Origin of the sequence: Escherichia coli DSM 30083 = JCM 1649 = ATCC 11775 (assembly GCF_003697165.2) — a bacterium.
GTDB lineage: Bacteria > Pseudomonadota > Gammaproteobacteria > Enterobacterales > Enterobacteriaceae > Escherichia > Escherichia coli.
Genome location: NZ_CP033092.2, coordinates 867438 through 888209, shown reverse-complemented (window position 1 = coordinate 888209; position 20772 = coordinate 867438). Strand labels below are relative to the sequence as shown.

At 49.9% G+C, this 20772-nt stretch carries 19 protein-coding genes and 1 tRNA gene; 13 read left to right on the top strand and 7 right to left on the bottom strand.

The features are described from left to right. Positions 1–10: 10 nt before the first annotated feature. From yggS to hemW, 5 genes are read left to right on the top strand one after another with little or no spacing between them, the layout of a single operon-like run. Entirely contained in the window at positions 11–715 is a 705-nt protein-coding gene (gene yggS / locus EAS44_RS05145; RefSeq protein ID WP_000997804.1) for a pyridoxal phosphate homeostasis protein, read from the top strand. 17 nt (positions 716–732) lie between these two features. Beyond that, entirely contained in the window at positions 733–1299 is a 567-nt protein-coding gene (gene yggT / locus EAS44_RS05140) for an osmotic shock tolerance protein YggT (RefSeq protein WP_001094831.1), read from the top strand. Continuing rightward, a complete protein-coding gene (gene yggU / locus EAS44_RS05135) occupies positions 1296–1586 on the top strand; it encodes a DUF167 family protein YggU (RefSeq protein WP_001277222.1) in 291 nt (96 codons plus the stop codon). The genes yggT and yggU overlap by 4 nt, the downstream gene beginning before the upstream one ends. Positions 1587–1593: 7 nt before the next feature. Further along, positions 1594–2187, top strand: coding sequence for an XTP/dITP diphosphatase (gene rdgB / locus EAS44_RS05130; RefSeq protein ID WP_001174738.1), 594 nt, complete (start codon positions 1594–1596; stop codon positions 2185–2187). Beyond that, entirely contained in the window at positions 2180–3316 is a 1137-nt protein-coding gene (gene hemW, locus EAS44_RS05125) for a radical SAM family heme chaperone HemW (protein WP_000239974.1), read from the top strand. Before rdgB ends, hemW begins: the two co-directional genes overlap by 8 nt. 68 nt (positions 3317–3384) lie before the next feature. On the opposite strand, the gene yggM is transcribed toward hemW, so the two are convergent. From yggM to trmB, 5 genes are all read right to left on the bottom strand, one after another. After that, positions 3385–4392, bottom strand: a complete 1008-nt coding sequence (yggM, locus tag EAS44_RS05120; RefSeq protein ID WP_000745192.1) for a DUF1202 family protein — start codon at positions 4390–4392, stop codon at positions 3385–3387. A 116-nt stretch (positions 4393–4508) separates the two neighbouring features. Continuing rightward, positions 4509–5555, bottom strand: coding sequence for an L-asparaginase 2 (gene ansB, locus EAS44_RS05115; RefSeq protein ID WP_000394106.1), 1047 nt, complete (start codon positions 5553–5555; stop codon positions 4509–4511). Positions 5556–5730: 175 nt separating this feature from the next. Then, positions 5731–6450: a DUF2884 domain-containing protein gene (gene yggN, locus EAS44_RS05110; protein WP_000984796.1), complete on the bottom strand. Its 720-nt coding sequence runs from the start codon at positions 6448–6450 to the stop codon at positions 5731–5733. Positions 6451–6633: 183 nt separating this feature from the next. Further along, entirely contained in the window at positions 6634–6960 is a 327-nt protein-coding gene (yggL, locus tag EAS44_RS05105; protein WP_001107565.1) for a YggL family protein, read from the bottom strand. Continuing rightward, the gene (gene trmB / locus EAS44_RS05100; protein ID WP_000786915.1) at positions 6960–7679 is read right to left on the bottom strand and encodes a tRNA (guanosine(46)-N7)-methyltransferase TrmB; all 720 of its coding nucleotides are present in this window, start codon (positions 7677–7679) and stop codon (positions 6960–6962) included. Before trmB ends, yggL begins: the two co-directional genes overlap by 1 nt. 160 nt (positions 7680–7839) lie before the next feature. On the opposite strand from trmB, the gene mutY reads away from it, so the two are divergent. The 4 genes from mutY to nupG all read left to right on the top strand — a co-directional run bounded on the left by mutY (position 7840) and on the right by nupG (position 11797). After that, entirely contained in the window at positions 7840–8892 is a 1053-nt protein-coding gene (mutY, locus tag EAS44_RS05095) for an A/G-specific adenine glycosylase (protein ID WP_001331571.1), read from the top strand. A 27-nt stretch (positions 8893–8919) separates the two neighbouring features. Beyond that, positions 8920–9195: an oxidative damage protection protein gene (yggX, locus tag EAS44_RS05090; RefSeq protein ID WP_000091700.1), complete on the top strand. Its 276-nt coding sequence runs from the start codon at positions 8920–8922 to the stop codon at positions 9193–9195. A 64-nt stretch (positions 9196–9259) separates the two neighbouring features. Beyond that, positions 9260–10339, top strand: coding sequence for a membrane-bound lytic murein transglycosylase MltC (gene mltC / locus EAS44_RS05085; RefSeq protein WP_000760323.1), 1080 nt, complete (start codon positions 9260–9262; stop codon positions 10337–10339). 201 nt (positions 10340–10540) lie between these two features. Continuing rightward, on the top strand, positions 10541–11797 hold the full coding sequence (gene nupG, locus EAS44_RS05080) for a nucleoside permease NupG (RefSeq protein ID WP_001298251.1): 1257 nt from the start codon (positions 10541–10543) through the stop codon (positions 11795–11797). Positions 11798–11845: 48 nt separating this feature from the next. Here nupG and speC read toward each other — a convergent pair whose 3' ends face one another. Continuing rightward, the gene (gene speC, locus EAS44_RS05075) at positions 11846–13981 is read right to left on the bottom strand and encodes an ornithine decarboxylase (protein WP_000839776.1); all 2136 of its coding nucleotides are present in this window, start codon (positions 13979–13981) and stop codon (positions 11846–11848) included. 162 nt (positions 13982–14143) lie between these two features. Then, the gene (locus EAS44_RS25340) at positions 14144–14227 is read right to left on the bottom strand and encodes a hypothetical protein (RefSeq protein WP_212734243.1); all 84 of its coding nucleotides are present in this window, start codon (positions 14225–14227) and stop codon (positions 14144–14146) included. A gap of 152 nt (positions 14228–14379) precedes the next feature. On the opposite strand from EAS44_RS25340, the gene yqgA reads away from it, so the two are divergent. The 4 genes from yqgA (at position 14380) to EAS44_RS05050 (ending at position 20695) form a co-directional block, all read left to right on the top strand. After that, entirely contained in the window at positions 14380–15087 is a 708-nt protein-coding gene (gene yqgA / locus EAS44_RS05070; protein ID WP_000234491.1) for a DUF554 domain-containing protein, read from the top strand. A 105-nt stretch (positions 15088–15192) separates the two neighbouring features. Next, positions 15193–15268 (top strand) — tRNA-Phe (locus EAS44_RS05065). A 197-nt stretch (positions 15269–15465) separates the two neighbouring features. Beyond that, the gene (locus tag EAS44_RS05060) at positions 15466–16728 is read left to right on the top strand and encodes a tyrosine-type recombinase/integrase (protein ID WP_001218820.1); all 1263 of its coding nucleotides are present in this window, start codon (positions 15466–15468) and stop codon (positions 16726–16728) included. Between the two features lie 451 nt (positions 16729–17179). Beyond that, the gene (locus EAS44_RS05050; protein WP_000344091.1) at positions 17180–20695 is read left to right on the top strand and encodes an AAA domain-containing protein; all 3516 of its coding nucleotides are present in this window, start codon (positions 17180–17182) and stop codon (positions 20693–20695) included. Positions 20696–20772: the final 77 nt, after the last annotated feature.

The window sequence follows — 20772 nt, the reverse complement described above, 5'->3', positions numbered from 1 at the left end:
TCCTCGGAAAATGAACGATATTGCGCATAACCTGGCACAGGTCCGGGACAAAATCTCAGCGGCTGCAACGCGTTGCGGCCGTTCTCCAGAAGAAATTACGCTGCTTGCAGTCAGTAAAACAAAACCTGCGAGCGCCATCGCAGAAGCCATTGATGCCGGGCAGCGTCAATTTGGTGAAAACTACGTTCAGGAAGGGGTAGATAAAATTCGCCACTTTCAGGAACTGAGCGTAACAGGATTAGAATGGCATTTTATTGGCCCGTTGCAGTCTAATAAAAGCCGCCTGGTGGCAGAGCATTTCGACTGGTGTCATACCATCGACCGTTTGCGCATCGCTACCCGTCTGAACGACCAGCGCCCGGCAGAACTTCCCCCTCTTAACGTACTGATTCAAATTAACATTAGTGATGAAAACAGTAAGTCCGGGATTCAACTGGCTGAACTGGACGAGCTGGCAGCTGCGGTCGCTGAACTACCGCGTTTACGTCTGCGCGGGCTGATGGCAATCCCTGCGCCTGAGTCAGAATATGTAAGGCAGTTTGAAGTTGCACGCCAAATGGCTGTAGCATTTGCCGGACTGAAAACGCGCTACCCGCATATCGACACGCTCTCTCTGGGAATGTCGGACGATATGGAAGCCGCCATTGCGGCAGGTAGCACGATGGTTCGTATCGGCACTGCAATTTTTGGTGCGCGTGATTACTCTAAAAAATAAGGAATTAAAGGAACGCCATGAATACGTTGACTTTCCTGCTTTCAACGGTCATTGAGCTGTATACCATGGTGCTGTTATTACGCATCTGGATGCAGTGGGCTCATTGTGATTTTTACAACCCCTTCTCACAGTTTGTAGTGAAGGTAACGCAGCCGATTATCGGGCCACTGCGCCGCGTTATTCCGGCAATGGGCCCCATTGATAGCGCCTCGCTGCTGGTTGCCTATATTCTCAGTTTCATTAAAGCCATCGTGCTGTTTAAAGTGGTGACCTTCCTGCCAATCATTTGGATTGCCGGTTTATTGATTCTGCTGAAAACCATCGGCCTGCTGATTTTCTGGGTCCTGCTGGTGATGGCGATTATGAGCTGGGTAAGCCAGGGTCGTAGCCCGATTGAATACGTGCTGATTCAGCTGGCCGATCCGCTGCTGCGCCCGATTCGCCGCTTGCTACCGGCAATGGGTGGGATTGATTTCTCGCCGATGATCCTCGTTCTGCTGCTGTATGTCATCAATATGGGTGTCGCAGAAGTCTTGCAGGCGACCGGAAATATGCTGCTGCCGGGGCTGTGGATGGCGTTATGAGTGCCGTAACAGTTAATGATGACGGTCTGGTTTTACGGCTCTATATTCAGCCGAAAGCCAGCCGTGATTCTATTGTCGGTTTACATGGCGACGAGGTAAAAGTCGCCATTACCGCGCCGCCGGTTGACGGCCAGGCCAACAGCCATCTGGTGAAGTTTCTCGGTAAGCAATTCCGGGTTGCCAAAAGCCAGGTGGTGATTGAAAAAGGCGAACTTGGCCGCCACAAACAAATTAAAATCATTAATCCGCAACAAATCCCGCCAGAAATCGCGGCGTTAATTAATTAGGTATCCTATGCAAAAAGTTGTCCTCGCAACCGGCAATGCCGGTAAAGTGCGTGAGCTGGCGTCGCTGCTTAGCGACTTCGGTCTTGATATCGTGGCCCAAACAGACCTCGGCGTAGATTCCGCTGAAGAAACCGGCCTGACCTTTATCGAAAACGCGATTCTGAAAGCGCGCCATGCGGCAAAAGTGACCGGTTTACCGGCAATTGCCGACGACTCCGGTCTGGCGGTAGATGCGCTGGGTGGCGCGCCGGGTATTTACTCCGCGCGTTATTCCGGTGAAGACGCGACCGATCAAAAGAATCTGCAAAAACTGCTGGAAACAATGAAAGACGTACCGGACGACCAACGTCAGGCGCGTTTCCACTGCGTGCTGGTATATCTGCGTCACGCGGAAGATCCCACTCCGCTGGTATGCCACGGTAGCTGGCCAGGCGTGATTACTCGTGAACCAGCGGGCACTGGTGGCTTTGGTTATGATCCAATCTTCTTCGTACCTTCCGAAGGGAAAACCGCTGCCGAACTGACCCGCGAAGAAAAGAGCGCCATTTCCCACCGTGGTCAGGCGTTGAAACTGCTGCTGGACGCTTTACGTAATGGTTAAATTACCGCCGCTGAGTCTCTACATTCACATCCCGTGGTGCGTGCAGAAATGCCCGTACTGCGATTTCAACTCTCACGCGTTGAAAGGAGAAGTGCCGCACGACGATTATGTTCAGCATCTGCTTAACGATCTGGACAACGATGTGGCTTACGCTCAGGGCCGTGAAGTGCAGACAATCTTTATTGGCGGTGGTACGCCGAGCCTGCTTTCCGGCCCGGCGATGCAAACGCTGCTGGACGGCGTGCGTGCGCGTTTGCCGCTGACAGCGGATGCAGAAATTACGATGGAAGCGAACCCTGGTACGGTTGAAGCCGATCGCTTTGTCGATTATCAGCGTGCTGGTGTGAACCGCATCTCTATTGGTGTGCAGAGTTTTAGCGAAGAAAAGCTGAAACGACTTGGGCGCATTCATGGCCCGCAAGAAGCGAAACGAGCTGCGAAGCTGGCGAGCGGTTTAGGGTTACGTAGCTTTAACCTTGATTTGATGCATGGGCTGCCGGATCAATCACTGGAAGAGGCGCTAGGCGATCTGCGCCAGGCTATTGAACTGAATCCGCCGCATCTTTCCTGGTATCAACTGACCATCGAACCTAATACGCTGTTTGGCTCTCGCCCACCGGTGCTGCCGGACGACGATGCGTTGTGGGATATATTCGAACAGGGGCATCAGTTATTAACCGCAGCGGGTTATCAGCAATATGAAACTTCCGCTTACTCCAAACCCGGTTATCAGTGCCAGCACAATCTCAACTACTGGCGCTTTGGTGACTACATTGGTATTGGCTGCGGCGCGCACGGCAAAGTGACCTTCCCGGATGGGCGCATTCTGCGTACCACCAAAACGCGTCATCCGCGTGGTTTTATGCAGGGAAGATATCTGGAAAGCCAGCGTGATGTCGAAGCTGCAGATAAACCGTTTGAGTTCTTTATGAATCGCTTCCGTCTGCTGGAAGCCGCGCCGCGCGTGGAGTTTAGCCAGTATACTGGCCTTTCTGAAGAAGTTATTCGCCCACAGTTAGAAGAGGCTATCGCTCAGGGTTATCTCACAGAATGTGCAGATTACTGGCAGATAACGGAACATGGGAAGTTGTTTTTAAATTCGTTGCTGGAGCTTTTTCTGGCGGAGTAAATTTGTATTGCCGGATGCGGCGTGCGTGTACGCAGCATCCGGCAACAACTCATGCGTCATCGCAAAAATTACTTAATCACCCCATTGCGCCGCAGTTGTTCGGTATCTTTTTTCCAGCGTTCATTAGCCTGGTTGATATCGTCAATTTTCATCAAAATCGCGACTTTTTTACTGTTTATTTCTGAAACTTTCATCGTTAACGGATATTGCCCTTTCTCGAGCGTTATCCAGTCATCCTGCAATTTACGGCTAAGTTTTTGTGATTGCAGAAAAGTCTGTCGCCGTTGTTCGTTGATATCAAAATCTCGTTTCTGCTGAATTGGCACTTCATAACACTCTTCACTCTGTTTATGACATGCCGCAATCGCCGGTTGATAAACCTCTTTGTCATATTTAACCGCGAACGCCTCACTATCGTTCTGTTTATTAAAATCATCACGCTGTTGGTGAATTTTTTTAAAGGCGTCTTCGCGGGTCATTTGCTTACCGTTTGCATCTTTTCCCCAATATGCATCCGCTGCTTTCTGCGCCGCCACCATTTGCTTATCAAGCGCTTTTACATCCTTTTTCAGTGCAGGAATCGAGTTATTCTGGTTATTCAACGCAGACTCAAGCTGACTAAAGCGATAATTGAAATCTTCGCTATTCACGATCAGATATTTATTATTCGTTTTGATATCGTCAACCACCCGCCCACGATCGCTGGCTGCCGCCTGAAAAGAGTAAAAGTTCACCGACCAGCCAGACGCGGGCGTTCCTTTACTGGTTAACATCGCCGAGAATTTCACCGGTTTATCTTTCGTCCAGGTCTGTTCGAGCAGCTCGTAATCTGCCAACTGACCGACCCAGGTATAGAGATCGTCACTGGAAGAGACATCGCCTTCCGCTGACCAGGTGGCCTGATTACCCTTAGCATCAAGATTTTTTAAGGTGATGACATCAAGCTTGAGAATGCCGTGATACTGCTTTTTGAATTGATCTTTTAAGATATTTTCAGTTGGCGGTTCACCATCTGCCCAGACATTACCAGTCATCAACATAAACAGCGCCGTACCAACAATCCATTGCTTTTTCACCCGAAAACCCTCGCGCGGAATAATTTATTCCGGTGATTATCATTAGGGTAATAAAAATTGGCAATGGACGTGAGTCTGAAGTGAATAAGCCCCGGCACGATACCGGGGCGAAGTGATTAGTACTGATTGAAGATCTGCTGGATCTGCTGCGGATCTTTAGTTTGCGTCAGAGCCAGTTGCAGCAGAACGCGCGCTTTTTGCGGGTTCAACATGCCGGAGGCGACGAAGCCGTATTTCGCATCATCCACTTCGGCATCCTGAGTGGTAGCGCCCGTCGGTACGCGGGAAGAACGCACTACTGCAGTGCCGTTTTTCGCAGCGGTTGCAAGGGTGTCAAATACGGTTTTATACAGGTTGCCGTTACCCACGCCAGCGCTAACGATGCCATCATAGCCCGCATCTACCAGTGCTTTAGCCGGAAGATCGGATGCGTTAGCGTAGTTATAAACAATGCCGACTTTCGGCAGTTCATTCAGCTTAGAGACATCGAACGGCGTGTCGCTGGTGTGCTTACGTGCCGGGGTACGTTGGTAGTCAATCTTACCGTTGTGAATGTAACCCAGAGGACCGTAGTTAACAGACTTGAAGGTCGCTACATCGGTGGTGTTGGTTTTGGTGACATCACGGCCATCAAGCACGGTGTCGTTCATCACTACCAGTACGCCACGATTAGCGGAGGCTTTATCAGCTGCGGTCACTACCGCGTTATACAGGTTGAATGGACCGTCTGCGCTCATAGACGTGGACGGGCGCATTGCACCGACCATCACCACCGGTTTGTCGCATTTCACCGTCAGGTCGAGGAAGTAAGCGGTTTCTTCCATCGTGTCGGTACCGTGGGTAATGACGAAGCCGTCAGTTTTATCGCAGTCGGTGTTAATTTTTTTCGCCAGTGTCAGCCAGACATCATCGTTCATGTCCTGGGAGCCAATATTCACTACCTGCTCGCCTTTAACGTTCGCAATGTCCTTCAGTTGCGGCACCGCATTAACCAGATTTTCTACGCCAACTTTACCCGCTGTGTAGTTAGATTTGGTTGCGGAGTCACCACCACCGGCAATGGTCCCGCCGGTTGCTAAAATGGTGATATTGGGTAATGCCAATGCTGCACCACTAAAACCCATAACCAGTGCGGCAAGTGCCGTCTTTTTGAAAAACTCCATTTCATTCCTCCAGTTACGTGAACGCTACGCATTATCCCTTAGCTTTGCATGGGAAATTTGACGTTAAACAATTTACAACGTGAATATATTTTGGAGATCTACAAAGTTAGAGGCAGGTAACAAAACGAAGAATTAAACGGCATAAAAAAGTATTATGCCGTCTTAAAATAGAGGATTATTTTAAATTCCCGACCAGGGCTTTGCGGCTATCTTCCAGAGTCACAACGCGGCTACAAACATCTTTGCCAAACTGCTGGAAATCTTTTTCCTGCTTTTTCCACTCGGTTTGGATTGAGGATTGCAGGCCGCCCAGGCTTCCCAGCACGTTCTGTAATGGGTTACCGCCGCTTTTCAGCACCGCTTTCGCGCCCATTTCATTAATGCTGTCCTGTAAAATTCCGCCCATTGCCTGATTCACTAATTGCTGGCCTTCGGCACGAACCTGATCAATGGCTTTATAGTGAAACGTCAGGCCATCGCTGCGCGTTTCGATAATGCGGTTCATCTGCTCTTTCAGCTGCGCATCAAGTTTGGTCAGACGGCTGCGCATTTTGCTGCTTTCGCCCATCTCCTGAACGATAATTTTATCCAGCGCAATACGAGCTTTCTCGACGCGGCTTTTCGCGCCTTCATCAATCCACGGCAGGGTGCTACGTAGTTCAGCCTGATAATCCTTCGCCTGCTCGCGCTGGGCGGCATTCAGGGAATATTGCTTACCGTTATACATCACGTTGCCGTCTGGCGTGATCACCAGATTGCCGTTTTCGCCCTTCACCTGCACGGTTTGCGGGCTGACAATCACATCGTCACGCGGCGTGACGCTGCACTGGTAGTCGGCGTGAGCGGTCATTGCCGTCACTGAAAGTGCTGCCGCCAGCAGCATTTTGCGCATCATAGTCTTCCCTCAAGAACAAATCAGGCCAGCATTTGCTGGCCCCAGATTGATAACAAAGTGCGCGTTTTCCATGCCGGATGCGGCGTAAACGCCTTATCCGGCCTACTCGATCGTGCATCTTTGTAGGCCTGATAAGCGTAGCACATCAGGCAGTTTTGCATTTGTCATCGCCCGTATGCTTTCTTAGTCCCACCAAACGTCGAAAAGTTCGCTGGTGCGTACCTCTTCCAGTTTGCGTTCTTCCAGCCACTTACGCACAATCGCCTGATGTTCTTCGGTGCATTTGCCGATTTCCTGCATGCAGATCAGACCTTCCCAGGCCAGATAACCGCTGCCGTCAAAGGCCAGTTTGTTCGGTTCGATAACCTCGTTAATAAAGTCATCAACGGTTTTATCAATCTGTTCTTCCGATGTACCTTCCGGGAATCGCCATGCCACCGAAAATCCTAATTCCTGGAATTCGTCGATGTGCATTTTTTTACGCAGACGACGGCTACGGTTCTTTGCCATTATTTCACCCTCTCGAACATTAAGTCCCATACTCCGTGACCAAGACGATGACCACGTTGTTCAAATTTCGTCACCGGACGTGATGCCGGACGCGGTACGTAATCATTGCTCTCTGACAGGTTTTTATAACCGTCAATAGAAGACATCACTTCAAGCATATGTTCCGCATAAGGTTCCCAGTCGGTCGCCATATGGAATATGCCCCCCAGCTGCAGTTTGCTTTTTACCAGCTCGGCAAACGGCACCTGAACGATACGGCGTTTATTATGGCGCGCTTTGTGCCACGGGTCAGGGAAAAAGAGCTGCACCATGCGCAATGAATTGTCAGGAATCATTTTATGCAGCACTTCAACCGCATCGTGACACATCACGCGCAGGTTGCTTAAGCCCTCTTCATGCGCAGAAGACAGGCACGCACCAACGCCCGGTGAATGCACTTCAATGCCGAGGAAGTCCTGCTCGGGGCGATCTTTAGCCATTGCCACCAGCGACGCGCCCATGCCAAAACCAATCTCAAGCGTCACCGGCGCTTCACGGCCAAAAAGCGCAGGGAAATCCAGCATATCTTCGCTGAACTCAACGCCCATCACCGGCCAGTAGTTTTCCAGCGCATGTTCCTGGCCTTTGGTCAGTCGCCCCTGGCGGCGCACAAAACTACGGATACGGCGCAGCGGGCGGCCGTTTTCATCAAATTCCGGTGAGATGACGTCGTTTTTCATAAAGATTTAGTCGCTTGTGAAAGTGTTCTGAAAACGGGCATTATCCAAAGTTAGTTGCCGGATGCAAGCATGATAAGGCCGTGGCTGCGGAAAGTTCCGGTTTACACCCTGCCGTCGCTGTGCTGCAATCTTGCCCCCAACAACAGTGAATTCGGTGACCATGCAAGCGTCGCAATTTTCAGCCCAGGTTCTGGACTGGTACGATAAATACGGGCGGAAAACGCTGCCCTGGCAAATTGACAAGACGCCCTACAAAGTATGGCTCTCAGAAGTGATGTTGCAACAAACTCAGGTTGCGACCGTTATCCCCTATTTTGAACGCTTTATGGCGCGCTTCCCAACGGTGACCGATCTCGCCAATGCGCCGCTCGACGAAGTTCTCCACTTGTGGACCGGGCTTGGCTATTACGCCCGCGCGCGCAATCTGCATAAAGCGGCACAACAAGTGGCGACCTTACACGGCGGTAAATTCCCGGAAACCTTTGAAGAAGTCGCGGCGTTACCGGGCGTCGGGCGTTCCACCGCAGGCGCGATTCTCTCGCTTTCTCTGGGTAAGCACTTTCCGATTCTCGACGGTAACGTCAAACGGGTGCTGGCGCGCTGCTATGCTGTAAGCGGCTGGCCTGGGAAAAAAGAGGTCGAGAATAAACTATGGAGTTTGAGCGAGCAGGTGACGCCCGCGGTTGGCGTGGAACGGTTTAATCAGGCGATGATGGATTTGGGCGCGATGATTTGTACGCGCTCTAAGCCGAAATGTTCGCTCTGTCCGCTACAAAACGGATGTATTGCCGCCGCCAACAATAGCTGGTCGCTTTATCCGGGCAAAAAACCGAAACAGACGCTGCCAGAGCGCACCGGCTACTTTTTGCTGTTACAGCACGAAGATGAAGTATTGCTGGCGCAGCGTCCGTCGAGCGGATTGTGGGGCGGTTTATACTGTTTCCCGCAGTTTGCCGATGAAGAAAGTTTGCGGCAGTGGCTGGCGCAACGACAGATTTCTGCCGATAACCTGACGCAGCTGACCGCGTTTCGGCATACCTTCAGCCATTTCCACTTAGATATTGTGCCTATGTGGCTTCCCGTGTCGTCATTCACCGGCTGCATGGATGAAGACAATGCGCTCTGGTATAACTTAGCGCAACCGCCGTCAGTTGGCCTGGCGGCTCCCGTGGAGCGTTTGTTACAGCAGTTACGCACTGGCGCGCCGGTTTAGCGCGTGAGTCGATAAAGAGGATGATTTATGAGCAGAACGATTTTTTGTACTTTCCTGCAACGTGAAGCAGAAGGTCAGGATTTTCAGCTGTACCCCGGCGAACTGGGAAAACGCATCTATAACGAGATCTCCAAAGAAGCCTGGGCGCAGTGGCAGCACAAACAAACCATGCTGATTAATGAAAAGAAACTCAACATGATGAATGCCGAGCACCGCAAGCTGCTGGAGCAGGAGATGGTCAACTTCCTGTTCGAGGGTAAAGAGGTGCATATCGAGGGCTATACGCCGGAAGATAAAAAATAAAAACAGTGCCGGAGCACGCCTCCGGCAACTTGCATAAAAACAAACACAACACGCACCCGGAATGATGAAAAAATATCTCGCGCTGGCTTTGATTGCGCCGTTGCTCATCTCCTGTTCGACGACCAAAAAAGGCGATACCTATAACGAAGCCTGGGTCAAAGATACCAACGGTTTTGATATTCTGATGGGGCAATTTGCCCACAATATTGAGAACATCTGGGGCTTCAAAGAGGTGGTGATCGCCGGTCCTAAGGACTACGTGAAATACACCGATCAATATCAGACCCGCAGCCACATCAACTTCGATGACGGTACGATTACTATCGAAACCATCGCCGGGACAGAACCTGCCGCGCATCTGCGCCGGGCAATTATCAAAACGTTGCTGATGGGGGACGATCCGAGTTCGGTCGATCTCTATTCCGACGTTGATGATATTACGATTTCGAAAGAACCTTTCCTTTACGGTCAGGTGGTGGACAACACCGGGCAGCCGATTCGCTGGGAAGGTCGCGCGAGCAACTTCGCGGATTATCTGCTGAAAAACCGTCTGAAGAGCCGCAGCAACGGGCTGCGTATCATCTACAGCGTCACCATTAACATGGTGCCGAACCACCTTGATAAACGTGCGCACAAATATCTCGGCATGGTCCGCCAGGCGTCACGGAAATATGGCGTTGATGAGTCGCTGATTCTGGCGATTATGCAGACCGAGTCATCCTTTAACCCATATGCGGTCAGCCGTTCCGATGCGCTGGGGTTAATGCAGGTGGTACAACATACTGCCGGGAAAGATGTGTTCCGCTCGCAGGGGAAATCCGGCACGCCGAGCCGCAGTTTCTTGTTTGATCCTGCCAGCAATATTGATACCGGCACCGCGTATCTGGCGATGCTGAACAACGTTTATCTCGGCGGAATTGATAACCCAACATCGCGGCGTTATGCCGTCATCACCGCCTATAACGGCGGCGCAGGCAGCGTGCTGCGAGTCTTTTCGAATGATAAGATTCAGGCTGCCAATATTATTAACACCATGACGCCGGGCGATGTTTATCAGACGCTGACGACCCGCCATCCCTCTGCGGAATCTCGCCGTTATCTTTATAAAGTGAATACCGCGCAAAAATCCTACCGCCGCCGATAATTCCACTAACCGCCCCTGACGATGCTCAGGGGCAAAAATGTTATCCACATCACAATTTCGTTTTGCAAATTGGGAATGTTTGCAATTATTTGCCACAGGTAACAAAAAACCAGTCCGCGAAGTTGATAGAATCGCATCATCTCGCACGGTCAAATGTGCTTTTTCAAACACTCATCCGCATCACGATGTGAGGAAATTAACATGAATCTTAAGCTGCAGCTGAAAATCCTCTCTTTTCTGCAGTTCTGTCTGTGGGGAAGTTGGCTGACGACCCTCGGCTCCTATATGTTTGTTACCCTGAAGTTTGACGGTGCTTCTATTGGCGCAGTTTATAGTTCACTGGGTATCGCCGCGGTCTTTATGCCTGCGCTGCTGGGGATTGTGGCCGACAAATGGTTAAGTGCGAAATGGGTCTATGCCATTTGCCACACCATTGGCGCTATCACGCTGTTCATGGCGGCAGAGGTCACTACGCCGGAGGCGATGTTCCTTGTGATATTGATTAACTCGTTTGCTTATATGCCAACGCTTGGGTTAATCAACACCATCTCTTACTATCGCCTGCAAAATGCCGGGATGGATATCGTTACTGACTTCCCGCCAATCCGTATCTGGGGCACCATCGGCTTTATCATGGCAATGTGGGTGGTGAGCCTGTCCGGCTTCGAATTAAGCCACATGCAGCTGTATATTGGCGCAGCGCTTTCCGCCATTCTGGTTCTGTTTACCCTGACTCTGCCGCATATTCCGGTTGCTAAACAGCAAGCGAATCAGAGCTGGACAACCCTGCTGGGCCTCGATGCATTCGCTCTGTTTAAAAACAAGCGTATGGCAATCTTCTTCATCTTCTCAATGCTGCTGGGCGCGGAACTGCAGATTACCAACATGTTCGGTAATACCTTCCTGCACAGCTTCGACAAAGATCCGATGTTTGCCAGCAGCTTCATCGTGCAGCATGCGTCAATCATCATGTCGATTTCGCAGATCTCTGAAACCCTGTTCATTCTGACCATCCCGTTCTTCTTAAGCCGCTACGGTATTAAGAACGTAATGATGATCAGTATTGTGGCGTGGATCCTGCGTTTTGCTCTGTTTGCTTACGGCGACCCGACTCCGTTCGGTACTGTACTGCTGGTACTGTCGATGATCGTTTACGGTTGCGCATTCGACTTCTTCAACATCTCTGGTTCGGTGTTTGTCGAAAAAGAAGTTAGTCCGGCAATTCGCGCCAGCGCGCAGGGGATGTTCCTGATGATGACCAACGGCTTCGGCTGTATCCTCGGCGGCATCGTGAGCGGTAAAGTGGTTGAGATGTACACCCAAAACGGCATTACCGACTGGCAGACCGTATGGCTGATTTTCGCAGGTTACTCCGTGGTTCTGGCCTTCGCGTTCATGGCGATGTTCAAATATAAACACGTTCGTGTCCCGACAGGTACACAGACGGTTAGCCACTAATTACGCAAAGAAAAACGGGTCGCCAGAAGGTGACCCGTTTTTTTATTCTTACTTCAACACATAACCGTACAACCGTTTCATGCCATTCGCATCGGTTTCGCTATAGACACCTTGCAACTCCGGCGAAAATCCCGGCAACAAATTCACGCCTTCTTCCAGCGCAAGGAAATAACGTTGAACCGCCCCACCCCAGACTTCCCCGGGTACCACGCAAAGCACGCCAGGTGGATAAGGCAACGCCCCTTCTGCCGCAATTCGCCCTTCGGCATCACGAATCCGCACCAACTCCACTTCACCGCGAATATAAGCGCTATGCGCATCCTGGGGATTCATCACCACTGACGGGAAACTCTGCTGGCGGAACATCGCTTTTTGTAGGTCTTTGACGTCGAAACTGACATACAGATCGTGCATCTCCTGACACAACTGGCGCAGGGTGTAGTCGCGATAGCGCACCGGATATTTGTTATAAACGCTCGGCAACACCTCAGCCAGCGGCGAGTCATCCTCAATATGCTGTTCAAACTGCGCCAGCATCGCCACCAGTTGTGCCAGCTTCTCGTGGCTTTCCGCCGGAGTTAATAAGAACAGAATGGAGTTGAGATCGCACTTCTCCGGCACAATGCCGTTCTCACGCAGATAGTGCGCCAGAATCGTCGCTGGAACGCCAAAATCGCTATATTCGCCGGTTTCGGCATCGATACCCTGCGTGGTGAGTAACAGCTTGCACGGATCAACAAAATACTGATCCGCGGCATATCCTTCAAAGCCGTGCCACTTCGCCCCCGGATCAAAACTGAAAAAACGGCGGTCGCTGGCTAACACTGACGTCGGATAATCCTGCCACAATTTGCCATCAACAACGGGCGGGATAAACGGGCGGAACAGCTTACAGCGCGCAAGAATAGCCTTGCGCGACTCAATACCCAACTCAACGCACTCAGCCCACAGCCGACGCCCACTCTCCCCTTCATGAATTTTGGCGTTAACGTCCAGCGCGGCGAACAGCGGATAGAACGGGCTGGTAGAAGCATGGAGCATAAAGGCATTATTCAACCGCTTATGCGGGCAAAAACGCGCCTGTCCACGGATATGGTTATCTTTTTTATGGATCTGCGACGTCTGTGAGAATCCCGCCTGCTGTTTGTGCACCGACTGGGTCACAAAGATCCCCGGATCGTTTTCGTTAAGTTCTAACAGCAGCGGCGAGCTATCCGCCATCATCGGGATAAACTGTTCGTAACCGACCCACGCGGAATCAAACAGAATGTAATCACACAGATGCCCAACGGTATCGATCACCTGACGGGCGTTATAGACAGTGCCGTCATAGGTTCCCAGCTGAATAATCGCCAGGCGAAACGGGCGCGGCAGGTCGGCTTTTTCTGGCGCAACGTCGCGAATTTGCTGGCGCAGATACTCTTCATTAAAACAGTGCGCATCAATACCGCCAATGAAACCAAACGGGTTACGTGAAGCTTCCAGATAGACCGGCGTCGCCCCCGCCTGAATCAACGCGCCGTGATGATTCGACTTATGGTTGTTACGGTCGAAGAGCACCAGATCGCCACGCGTTAACAGCGCATTCGTCACCACTTTATTCGCTGCCGATGTGCCGTTCAGCACAAAATAGGTTTTATCGGCATGAAAGACTTTGGCTGCAAATTTCTGCGCATCTTTCGCCGATCCTTCATGAATAAGCAGATCGCCCAATTTTACGTCAGCGTTACACATATCGGCGCGAAAGATGTTCTCGCCAAAGAAATCGTAAAAATGGCGTCCGGCAGGATGCTTTTTAAAGAACGCACCATGTTGATGTCCAGGGCAAGCAAAGGTGCTATTACCCATCTCAACGTACTGCGTCAGCGTGTCATAAAACGGTGGCAGCAAATTCTCTTCATACTGACAGGCTGCGGATTCCAGCTCCAGCCACTGCTGCTCGTTGCCGTTGATTACCGCCGTAACGCCCGCAGGTAATTCAACAGCATGTTCGGAATACAAAAACACCGGTAGATGAAAACCGGTGCGCTTAAGCAACGCAAGAATGCCACTGCGACTATCCGCAGCGGTAATGACGACTGCCGCGACGTCCGTAAAATCAGTATCTCCCAACGCTACCACGCAGCGATGAGTAGAAAGTCGGGATACCAGTTCACTACTGGCGGCAATATTCATTGATTTCATAAGCGCAAAACCCGTTTCGGGGAAGTAAGAATACCGGACAAGGTGGAAAACCCTGCCCCATGAGATATGGGTCAAACTGGTCACCAGCTCCGACCGCCAGACATCAGTAAAAGCAGAAACGCTCTGATTTTACTGTTGTCCTGCAGTGAGCGTGCGTTAACTTCACCGCATGAGCAGTAGCATAAAAAGAGAAGAGTTTCGCGCGAAACGGCGATAAGCGAGAGAATGTAAGGAGGTGGCGTGCATCGGGCAAACTCCGTACAGAGAGGAGAAAATTCGCGCAATCATGGCACCTTTCGCTAAAGCGTGCAAGCCAGGACTTTGCGAACAAACAAGCCATCGACGGCGCCAAAAGTTCATAATAAGAAAATCAAACAATACAGCTAACAGGAACTCTTGTGGTCATCGGCCCTTTTATCAACGCAAGTGCAGTCTTACTGGGTGGCGTTTTCGGCGCACTCCTTAGCCAACGCTTACCGGAACGTATCCGCGTCTCCATGACATCAATTTTTGGTCTGGCATCGCTGGGGATTGGTATTTTACTGGTGGTGAAATGCGCCAACCTTCCGGCGATGGTTTTAGCAACCTTACTCGGAGCATTAATCGGCGAAATTTGTCTGCTGGAAAAAGGCGTCAATACAGTGGTCGCCAAAGCGCATAATCTGTTTCACCACTCGCGTAAGAAGCCAGCGCATGAATCTTTTATTCAGAATTTTGTCGCGATTATTGTTCTGTTTTGCGCCAGCGGCACCGGAATCTTCGGGGCGATGAACGAAGGGATGACCGGCGATCCGAGTATTTTAATCGCCAAGTCATTTCTTGATTTCTTTACGGCGATGATCTTCGCCTGCTCGCTGGGTATTGCGGTGTCGGTGATTAGCATTCCATTACTGATCATCCAGTTAACACTGGCGTGGGCTGCCGCGCTGATATTACCGCTGACCACACCGTCGATGATGGCAGACTTCAGCGCCGTAGGCGGTTTATTGCTGCTGGCAACCGGATTACGCATCTGTGGTATTAAAATGTTCCCGGTGGTCAACATGCTTCCAGCACTCCTTCTGGCAATGCCGCTTTCCGCCGCCTGGACCGCCTGGTTTGCCTGACAATGTGTGCAATAGCGGCAAAGTGATGATAGATTGTGCAGTCTGCACTAAATTGAAGAAATTTGATTGACGAGACGAGGCGAATCAGGTTTAATGCGCCCCGTTGCCCGGATAGCTCAGTCGGTAGAGCAGGGGATTGAAAATCCCCGTGTCCTTGGTTCGATTCCGAGTCCGGGCACCAAATTCATATCAACGGACCTCCACGGAGGTCCGTTTTTCGTTTCAGAACGCCACAATTTAAGCGTTCTACCTACAAATCAATTCTACCGAACTCAACCAGATTCTCCCCACATCAACCCCATTGTGTGGGTATAATTGCGGGTATACCCCAGTTCGACAGAATTTGTACCCTCTTTAACGCATTCAGAAGGCTGAACTATGGCACTGACTGACGCAAAAATCCGGGCTGCAAAGCCCACTGACAAGGCTTATAAACTCACTGACGGGGCCGGCATGTTCCTGCTGGTTCATCCTAATGGTTCCCGTTACTGGCGTCTCCGTTATCGTATTCTGGGTAAGGAGAAAACCCTGGCACTTGGTGTGTATCCGGAAGTTTCTCTCTCCGAAGCTCGTACAAAACGGGATGAGGCCCGAAAACTGATTTCAGAGGGGATTGACCCTTGCGAACAGAAAAGAGTTAAAAAAGTAGTCCCTGATTTACAGCTCTCTTTTGAACATATTGCACGACGCTGGCATGCCAGTAATAAACAATGGGCACAATCACACAGCGATAAAGTACTCAAAAGCCTCGAGACACACGTTTTCCCCTTTATCGGCAACCGGGATATCACAACACTCAGTACCCCGGACCTGCTTATTCCTGTTCGTGCTGCAGAAGCAAAACAAATTTATGAAATCGCCAGTCGTCTGCAGCAAAGAATATCTGCTGTAATGCGTTACGCCGTACAGTCTGGCATCATCAGATATAACCCGGCTCTGGATATGGCTGGTGCATTGACCACGGTAAAACGCCAGCATCGCCCCGCTCTTGATCTTTCTCGCCTGCCTGAACTTTTGTCGCGTATTAGCAGTTACAAGGGGCAACCTGTCACCCAGCTTGCCGTTATGCTGAATTTACTGGTTTTTATTCGTTCCAGTGAACTCAGATACGCCCGGTGGTCTGAAATTGATATTGACAATGCCATGTGGACTATTCCAGCCGAACGCGAACCTCTGCCCGGCGTAAAATTCTCACACCGGGGCTCCAAGATGCGAACACCACATCTTGTGCCACTCAGCAAACAGGCTGTAGCCATACTGACAGAACTTCAGACATGGGCTGGTGAAAATGGTCTGATATTTACGGGTGCACATGACCCGCGTAAACCAATCAGTGAAAATACTGTAAATAAGGCCCTGAGGGTGATGGGGTATGACACAACCCAGGAAGTCTGTGGCCATGGATTCCGGGCGATGGCGTGCAGTGCATTGATTGAATCAGGTTTGTGGTCCCGCGATGCTGTGGAACGTCAGATGAGCCATCAGGAGCGTAATGGTGTACGTGCTGCGTATATCCATAAAGCAGAACATCTGGAAGAACGGCGACTGATGTTGCAATGGTGGGCCGATTTTCTGGATGCGAACCGGGAGAAGGGTATCAGTCCGTTTGAATATGCAAAGATTAACAATCCATTAAAATAGTAAGCAGTCCGGGCAATCAGCCCGGACTGCTTTAACTGATTATTTTTCTTTGTAAATGATGACGAAGATTGATGTTCTGGCAAGTTACTCCGGCGTCCATTAAAGTCCCTTCGTCATGTTCTTCAGGCTATTTATGACTGTGATTAGCACCAGGAATATATGGTTTCCATGAGAGCAGGTAATAACCCCCGGTGTTTTCGGCTGCTCTGGTATCCCCGTCCAACACAGGCAATTATTATAAACGGTAAAAAATGTATTCACTGTTATGAAATCAACAGTCCTGACGTACTGTTTAATGAGCTTGTGTTCTGAACCTCGTACAACCAGTTCATTTGATATCGAATTATAAACAAAACATTGCATCCAACTTTTTCAATATGGACAATAGCTGTCCATACGGTGATTTTATATTCGATAAATCAATGGATTTCATTGAGTCATGGGACTGGTAATGGATGAAAATGCTTTAGGGTTTGCCTCATACTGGCGCAACTCGCTTGCGGATGCTGAGTCAGGAAAGGGCAGTTTTGAACGGAAAGACGCCAAAAATTTCACTCACTGGCATGGGATAGCGGCGGGACGTCTTGACGAAGCGATTGTCAGTAAATTTTTTGAGGGAGAAAAAGACGATGTCGAAACGGTCGATGTCGTCTTGCGCCCAAAAGTTTATTTCCGGTTACTGCAGCATGGTAAGGACCGTTCCGCAGGCGCACCTGATATTGTTACCCCGCTAGTGACGCCAGCCTTGCTAAGCCGTGAGGGTTTTTTATATCCGACGCCAGCGACCTCCATTCCCAGAGACCTGCTTGAACCTTTGCCAAAAGGAGCATTTTCGATTGGTGAGATTGGGCAGTATGACAAATACAAGACAATCCATACCTCGTTCTCTATCAACTTTGATGACAGCATTGATAAGACTGCCGAAACGGATGAAGAACGGGAAGCACGATATGCAGCCTTGCAGCAGGAGTGGCGTCAATATCTGGATGATTCAGAGAGGCTGCTGAAGAACGTTGCCGGCGACTGGATTAAAAATCCTGAGCAATATGAACTCGCTGAGCACGGTTATATTGTTAAAACGGCGCAATCTGGTGGTGCCAGTTTCCATATCCTTTCGCTTTATGATCACCTGCTTGTTTGCAAGAAGGATGTGCCGCTCTTCAATCGCTTCGCCTCGCGAGAGGTTCATGCTGCAGAGTCTTTGCTGGCCCCAGGAGCAAAATTCAGCGACAGGCTTGGACACTCCGGAGATAAGTTTCCGCTGGCAAAGGCTCAGCGCGATGCCTTAAGCCATTTTCTGGATGCAAGACATGGCGATATCCTTGCTGTTAATGGACCTCCGGGAACCGGAAAAACCACGCTGGTGCTTTCTATCATCGCCACGCAGTGGGCCAGAGCGGCTCTCGAAAAATCTGAGCCTCCGGTTATTATCGCGACTTCAACGAACAACCAGGCTGTAACGAACATTATCGAAGCGTTCGGGAAAGATTTTTCACAGGGCACTGGTGCAATGGCCGGACGATGGTTACCTGAGCTGAAAAGCTTCGGCGCTTATTTTCCCTCAAGCACTCGTAAAGCTGAGGCAGCCAAAAAATATCAAACTGAAGATTTCTTCAACCAGGTTGAGTCAAAAGAGTATGTAGAGGATGCACTGCTGTTTTATCTCGAGAAAGCTAAGGCAGCTTTTCCTGAAAAAGAGTGTTCATCCCCTGAAAAGGTCATTGAACTCCTGCATGGTCAGTTGGTAGCAAAATCCGAGCAATTGAAAAGACTGAACGCAACATGGCAAACGTTAAGCCAGGTACGGGCTGCGCGTGAGCTTATTGCTAATGATATTGAGCAATATCTCGATAATTTAAATAAATTACTTTCCGGACAAGAACAAAAAGTCACTCTACTGAAGAGTGCTAAAACGGAATGGAAAAAATATCGCGCCGGTGAATCACTGATCTATTCATTATTTTCCTGGCTCCCAGCGGTTCGTAGTAAGCGACAGTACCAAATACAGCTGTTTCTCGAAGATAAATTAGGCGCGCTGATTGCAGGAAATCAGTGGTCTGATCCTGAAACTATCGAACGTAATATTGATGGGCTGCTCAATTCCGCTGAGCGCGAGCAAACAACATACCGGCAGCAGATTGACTCCGCCCATGAAATCGTTCTTAAAGAACAGCAGGCGGTTCAGGAGTGGCAGAGGCTGGCATTTGATTTAGGGTATGAGGGCGACGAGGAACTGAGCTTCTCACAGGCCGATGAACTGGCTGATACGCAGATTCGCTTCCCTGCATTTTTACTGACGACTCACTACTGGGAAGGTCGTTGGCTGATGGATATGGCCAGAATTGATGATCTGCAGGAAGAGAAGAAGAAAAAAGGCGCTAAAGGGGTAACCGCCCGTTGGCAACGTCGAATGAAACTCACTCCATGTGTGGTGATGACATGCTATATGCTGCCCGGCAATATGCAGATAAGTGAGCACAAAGGACAACGTAAATTCGAGAAAAGTTATTTGTATGATTTTGCCGATTTACTCATTGTCGATGAAGCCGGGCAGGTGCTTCCTGAAGTGGCTGCTGCCTCGTTTGCATTAGCTAAGAAGGCATTAGTGATTGGCGATACGGAGCAGATCCCGCCAATATGGAGTATTGCTCCCGCGATTGATGTCGGTAACATGCTTGCGGAAAAAATTCTGTCTGGCAGTACGCAAGAAGAGATTACCGAGAAATATACGGCAATCGCAGACCTTGGTAAAAGTGCCGCATCTGGCAGCGTTATGAAAATAGCGCAGTTTGCTTCGCGCTATCAATATGATCCCGAACTGGCTCGTGGTATGTACCTATATGAACACCGCCGGTGCTTCGATAATATTATTGGATACTGTAATACGCTCTGCTATCACGGTAAGTTGTTGCCTAAAAGAGGGCGTGAAGAGAGCAATTTAATGCCCGCAATGGGTTATCTCCATATTGATGGTAAAGGAGAGCAGGCAAGTAGTGGAAGTAGATATAATTTGCTTGAGGCTGAAACGATAGCGGCCTGGTTGGCAGAGAACCAGCAAAATATTGAAGCGCATTACGGCAAATCGCTTCATGAAGTTGTCGGTATCGTGACGCCTTTTAGCGCGCAGGTATCCACTATCAAACAGGCGCTGGGTAAACAAGGTATCAGTACGGGCGCGAATGAAAAGTCGCTCACAGTGGGCACCGTGCACTCTCTTCAGGGAGCGGAAAGAGCGATTGTTATATTCTCGCCAGTCTATTCAAAACATGAAGACGGCGGGTTTATTGATAGCGATAACAGCATGCTGAATGTTGCAGTCTCCCGTGCGAAGGATAGCTTCCTGGTCTTCGGCGATATGGATCTGTTTGAGGTCCAGCCAGCCTCATCTCCACGGGGATTACTGGCAAAATACCTCTTTGAGTCAGAGAAGAATGCGCTCTCTTTTGATTATAAAGAGCGTAAGGATTTAAAAACTTCCGAGACCAAAATCTACACACTTCATGGTGTGGAGCAGCATGATAACTTCCTGAATCAGACGTTCGAAAATACCGATAAACACATCACGATAGTTTCTCCATGGCTGACCTGGCAAAAGCTGGAGCAAACCGGTTTTCTTGATTCTATGATTGCGGCGTGTTCACGTGGTATTAACGTCACGATAGTCACTGACAGAAGCTACAACACTGAACATAAAGATTTTGAGAAGCGAAAAGAGAAGCAGCAGAACCTTAAAGCGGCGCTGGAGAAACTGAATGCGCTGGGTATTGCTACAAAGCTGGTAAACCGTGTTCATAGCAAAATTGTTATTGGTGATGATGGTTTGCTATGCGTGGGATCGTTCAACTGGTTTAGTGCGACACGGGAAGCGCGATATGAACGATACGATACCTCAATGGTTTATTGCGGTGATAACCTGAAGGGTGAGATTGAGGCTATTTATAATAGTCTTGAGAGGCGTCAGGTTTAGAGCAGGAATGGTGAGTAGCCATCTTATCGATTGTTTTCGAGCGTAAGATGGCTGAATGGAATGGCTATTATTGCACG

What these genes read in the sequence shown, in the direction of transcription:
- yggS (WP_000997804.1), top strand. Translation starts at nt 11, where the DNA reads ATGAACGATATTGCGCATAACCTGGCACAGGTCCGGGACAAAATCTCA.
- yggT (WP_001094831.1), top strand. Translation starts at nt 733, where the DNA reads ATGAATACGTTGACTTTCCTGCTTTCAACGGTCATTGAGCTGTATACC.
- yggU (WP_001277222.1), top strand. Translation starts at nt 1,296, where the DNA reads ATGAGTGCCGTAACAGTTAATGATGACGGTCTGGTTTTACGGCTCTAT.
- rdgB (WP_001174738.1), top strand. Translation starts at nt 1,594, where the DNA reads ATGCAAAAAGTTGTCCTCGCAACCGGCAATGCCGGTAAAGTGCGTGAG.
- hemW (WP_000239974.1), top strand. Translation starts at nt 2,180, where the DNA reads ATGGTTAAATTACCGCCGCTGAGTCTCTACATTCACATCCCGTGGTGC.
- ansB (WP_000394106.1), bottom strand. Translation starts at nt 5,555, where the DNA reads ATGGAGTTTTTCAAAAAGACGGCACTTGCCGCACTGGTTATGGGTTTT.
- yggN (WP_000984796.1), bottom strand. Translation starts at nt 6,450, where the DNA reads ATGATGCGCAAAATGCTGCTGGCGGCAGCACTTTCAGTGACGGCAATG.
- yggL (WP_001107565.1), bottom strand. Translation starts at nt 6,960, where the DNA reads ATGGCAAAGAACCGTAGCCGTCGTCTGCGTAAAAAAATGCACATCGAC.
- trmB (WP_000786915.1), bottom strand. Translation starts at nt 7,679, where the DNA reads ATGAAAAACGACGTCATCTCACCGGAATTTGATGAAAACGGCCGCCCG.
- mutY (WP_001331571.1), top strand. Translation starts at nt 7,840, where the DNA reads ATGCAAGCGTCGCAATTTTCAGCCCAGGTTCTGGACTGGTACGATAAA.
- yggX (WP_000091700.1), top strand. Translation starts at nt 8,920, where the DNA reads ATGAGCAGAACGATTTTTTGTACTTTCCTGCAACGTGAAGCAGAAGGT.
- mltC (WP_000760323.1), top strand. Translation starts at nt 9,260, where the DNA reads ATGAAAAAATATCTCGCGCTGGCTTTGATTGCGCCGTTGCTCATCTCC.
- nupG (WP_001298251.1), top strand. Translation starts at nt 10,541, where the DNA reads ATGAATCTTAAGCTGCAGCTGAAAATCCTCTCTTTTCTGCAGTTCTGT.
- speC (WP_000839776.1), bottom strand. Translation starts at nt 13,981, where the DNA reads ATGAAATCAATGAATATTGCCGCCAGTAGTGAACTGGTATCCCGACTT.
- EAS44_RS25340 (WP_212734243.1), bottom strand. Translation starts at nt 14,227, where the DNA reads ATGCACGCCACCTCCTTACATTCTCTCGCTTATCGCCGTTTCGCGCGA.
- EAS44_RS05060 (WP_001218820.1), top strand. Translation starts at nt 15,466, where the DNA reads ATGGCACTGACTGACGCAAAAATCCGGGCTGCAAAGCCCACTGACAAG.
- EAS44_RS05050 (WP_000344091.1), top strand. Translation starts at nt 17,180, where the DNA reads ATGGATGAAAATGCTTTAGGGTTTGCCTCATACTGGCGCAACTCGCTT.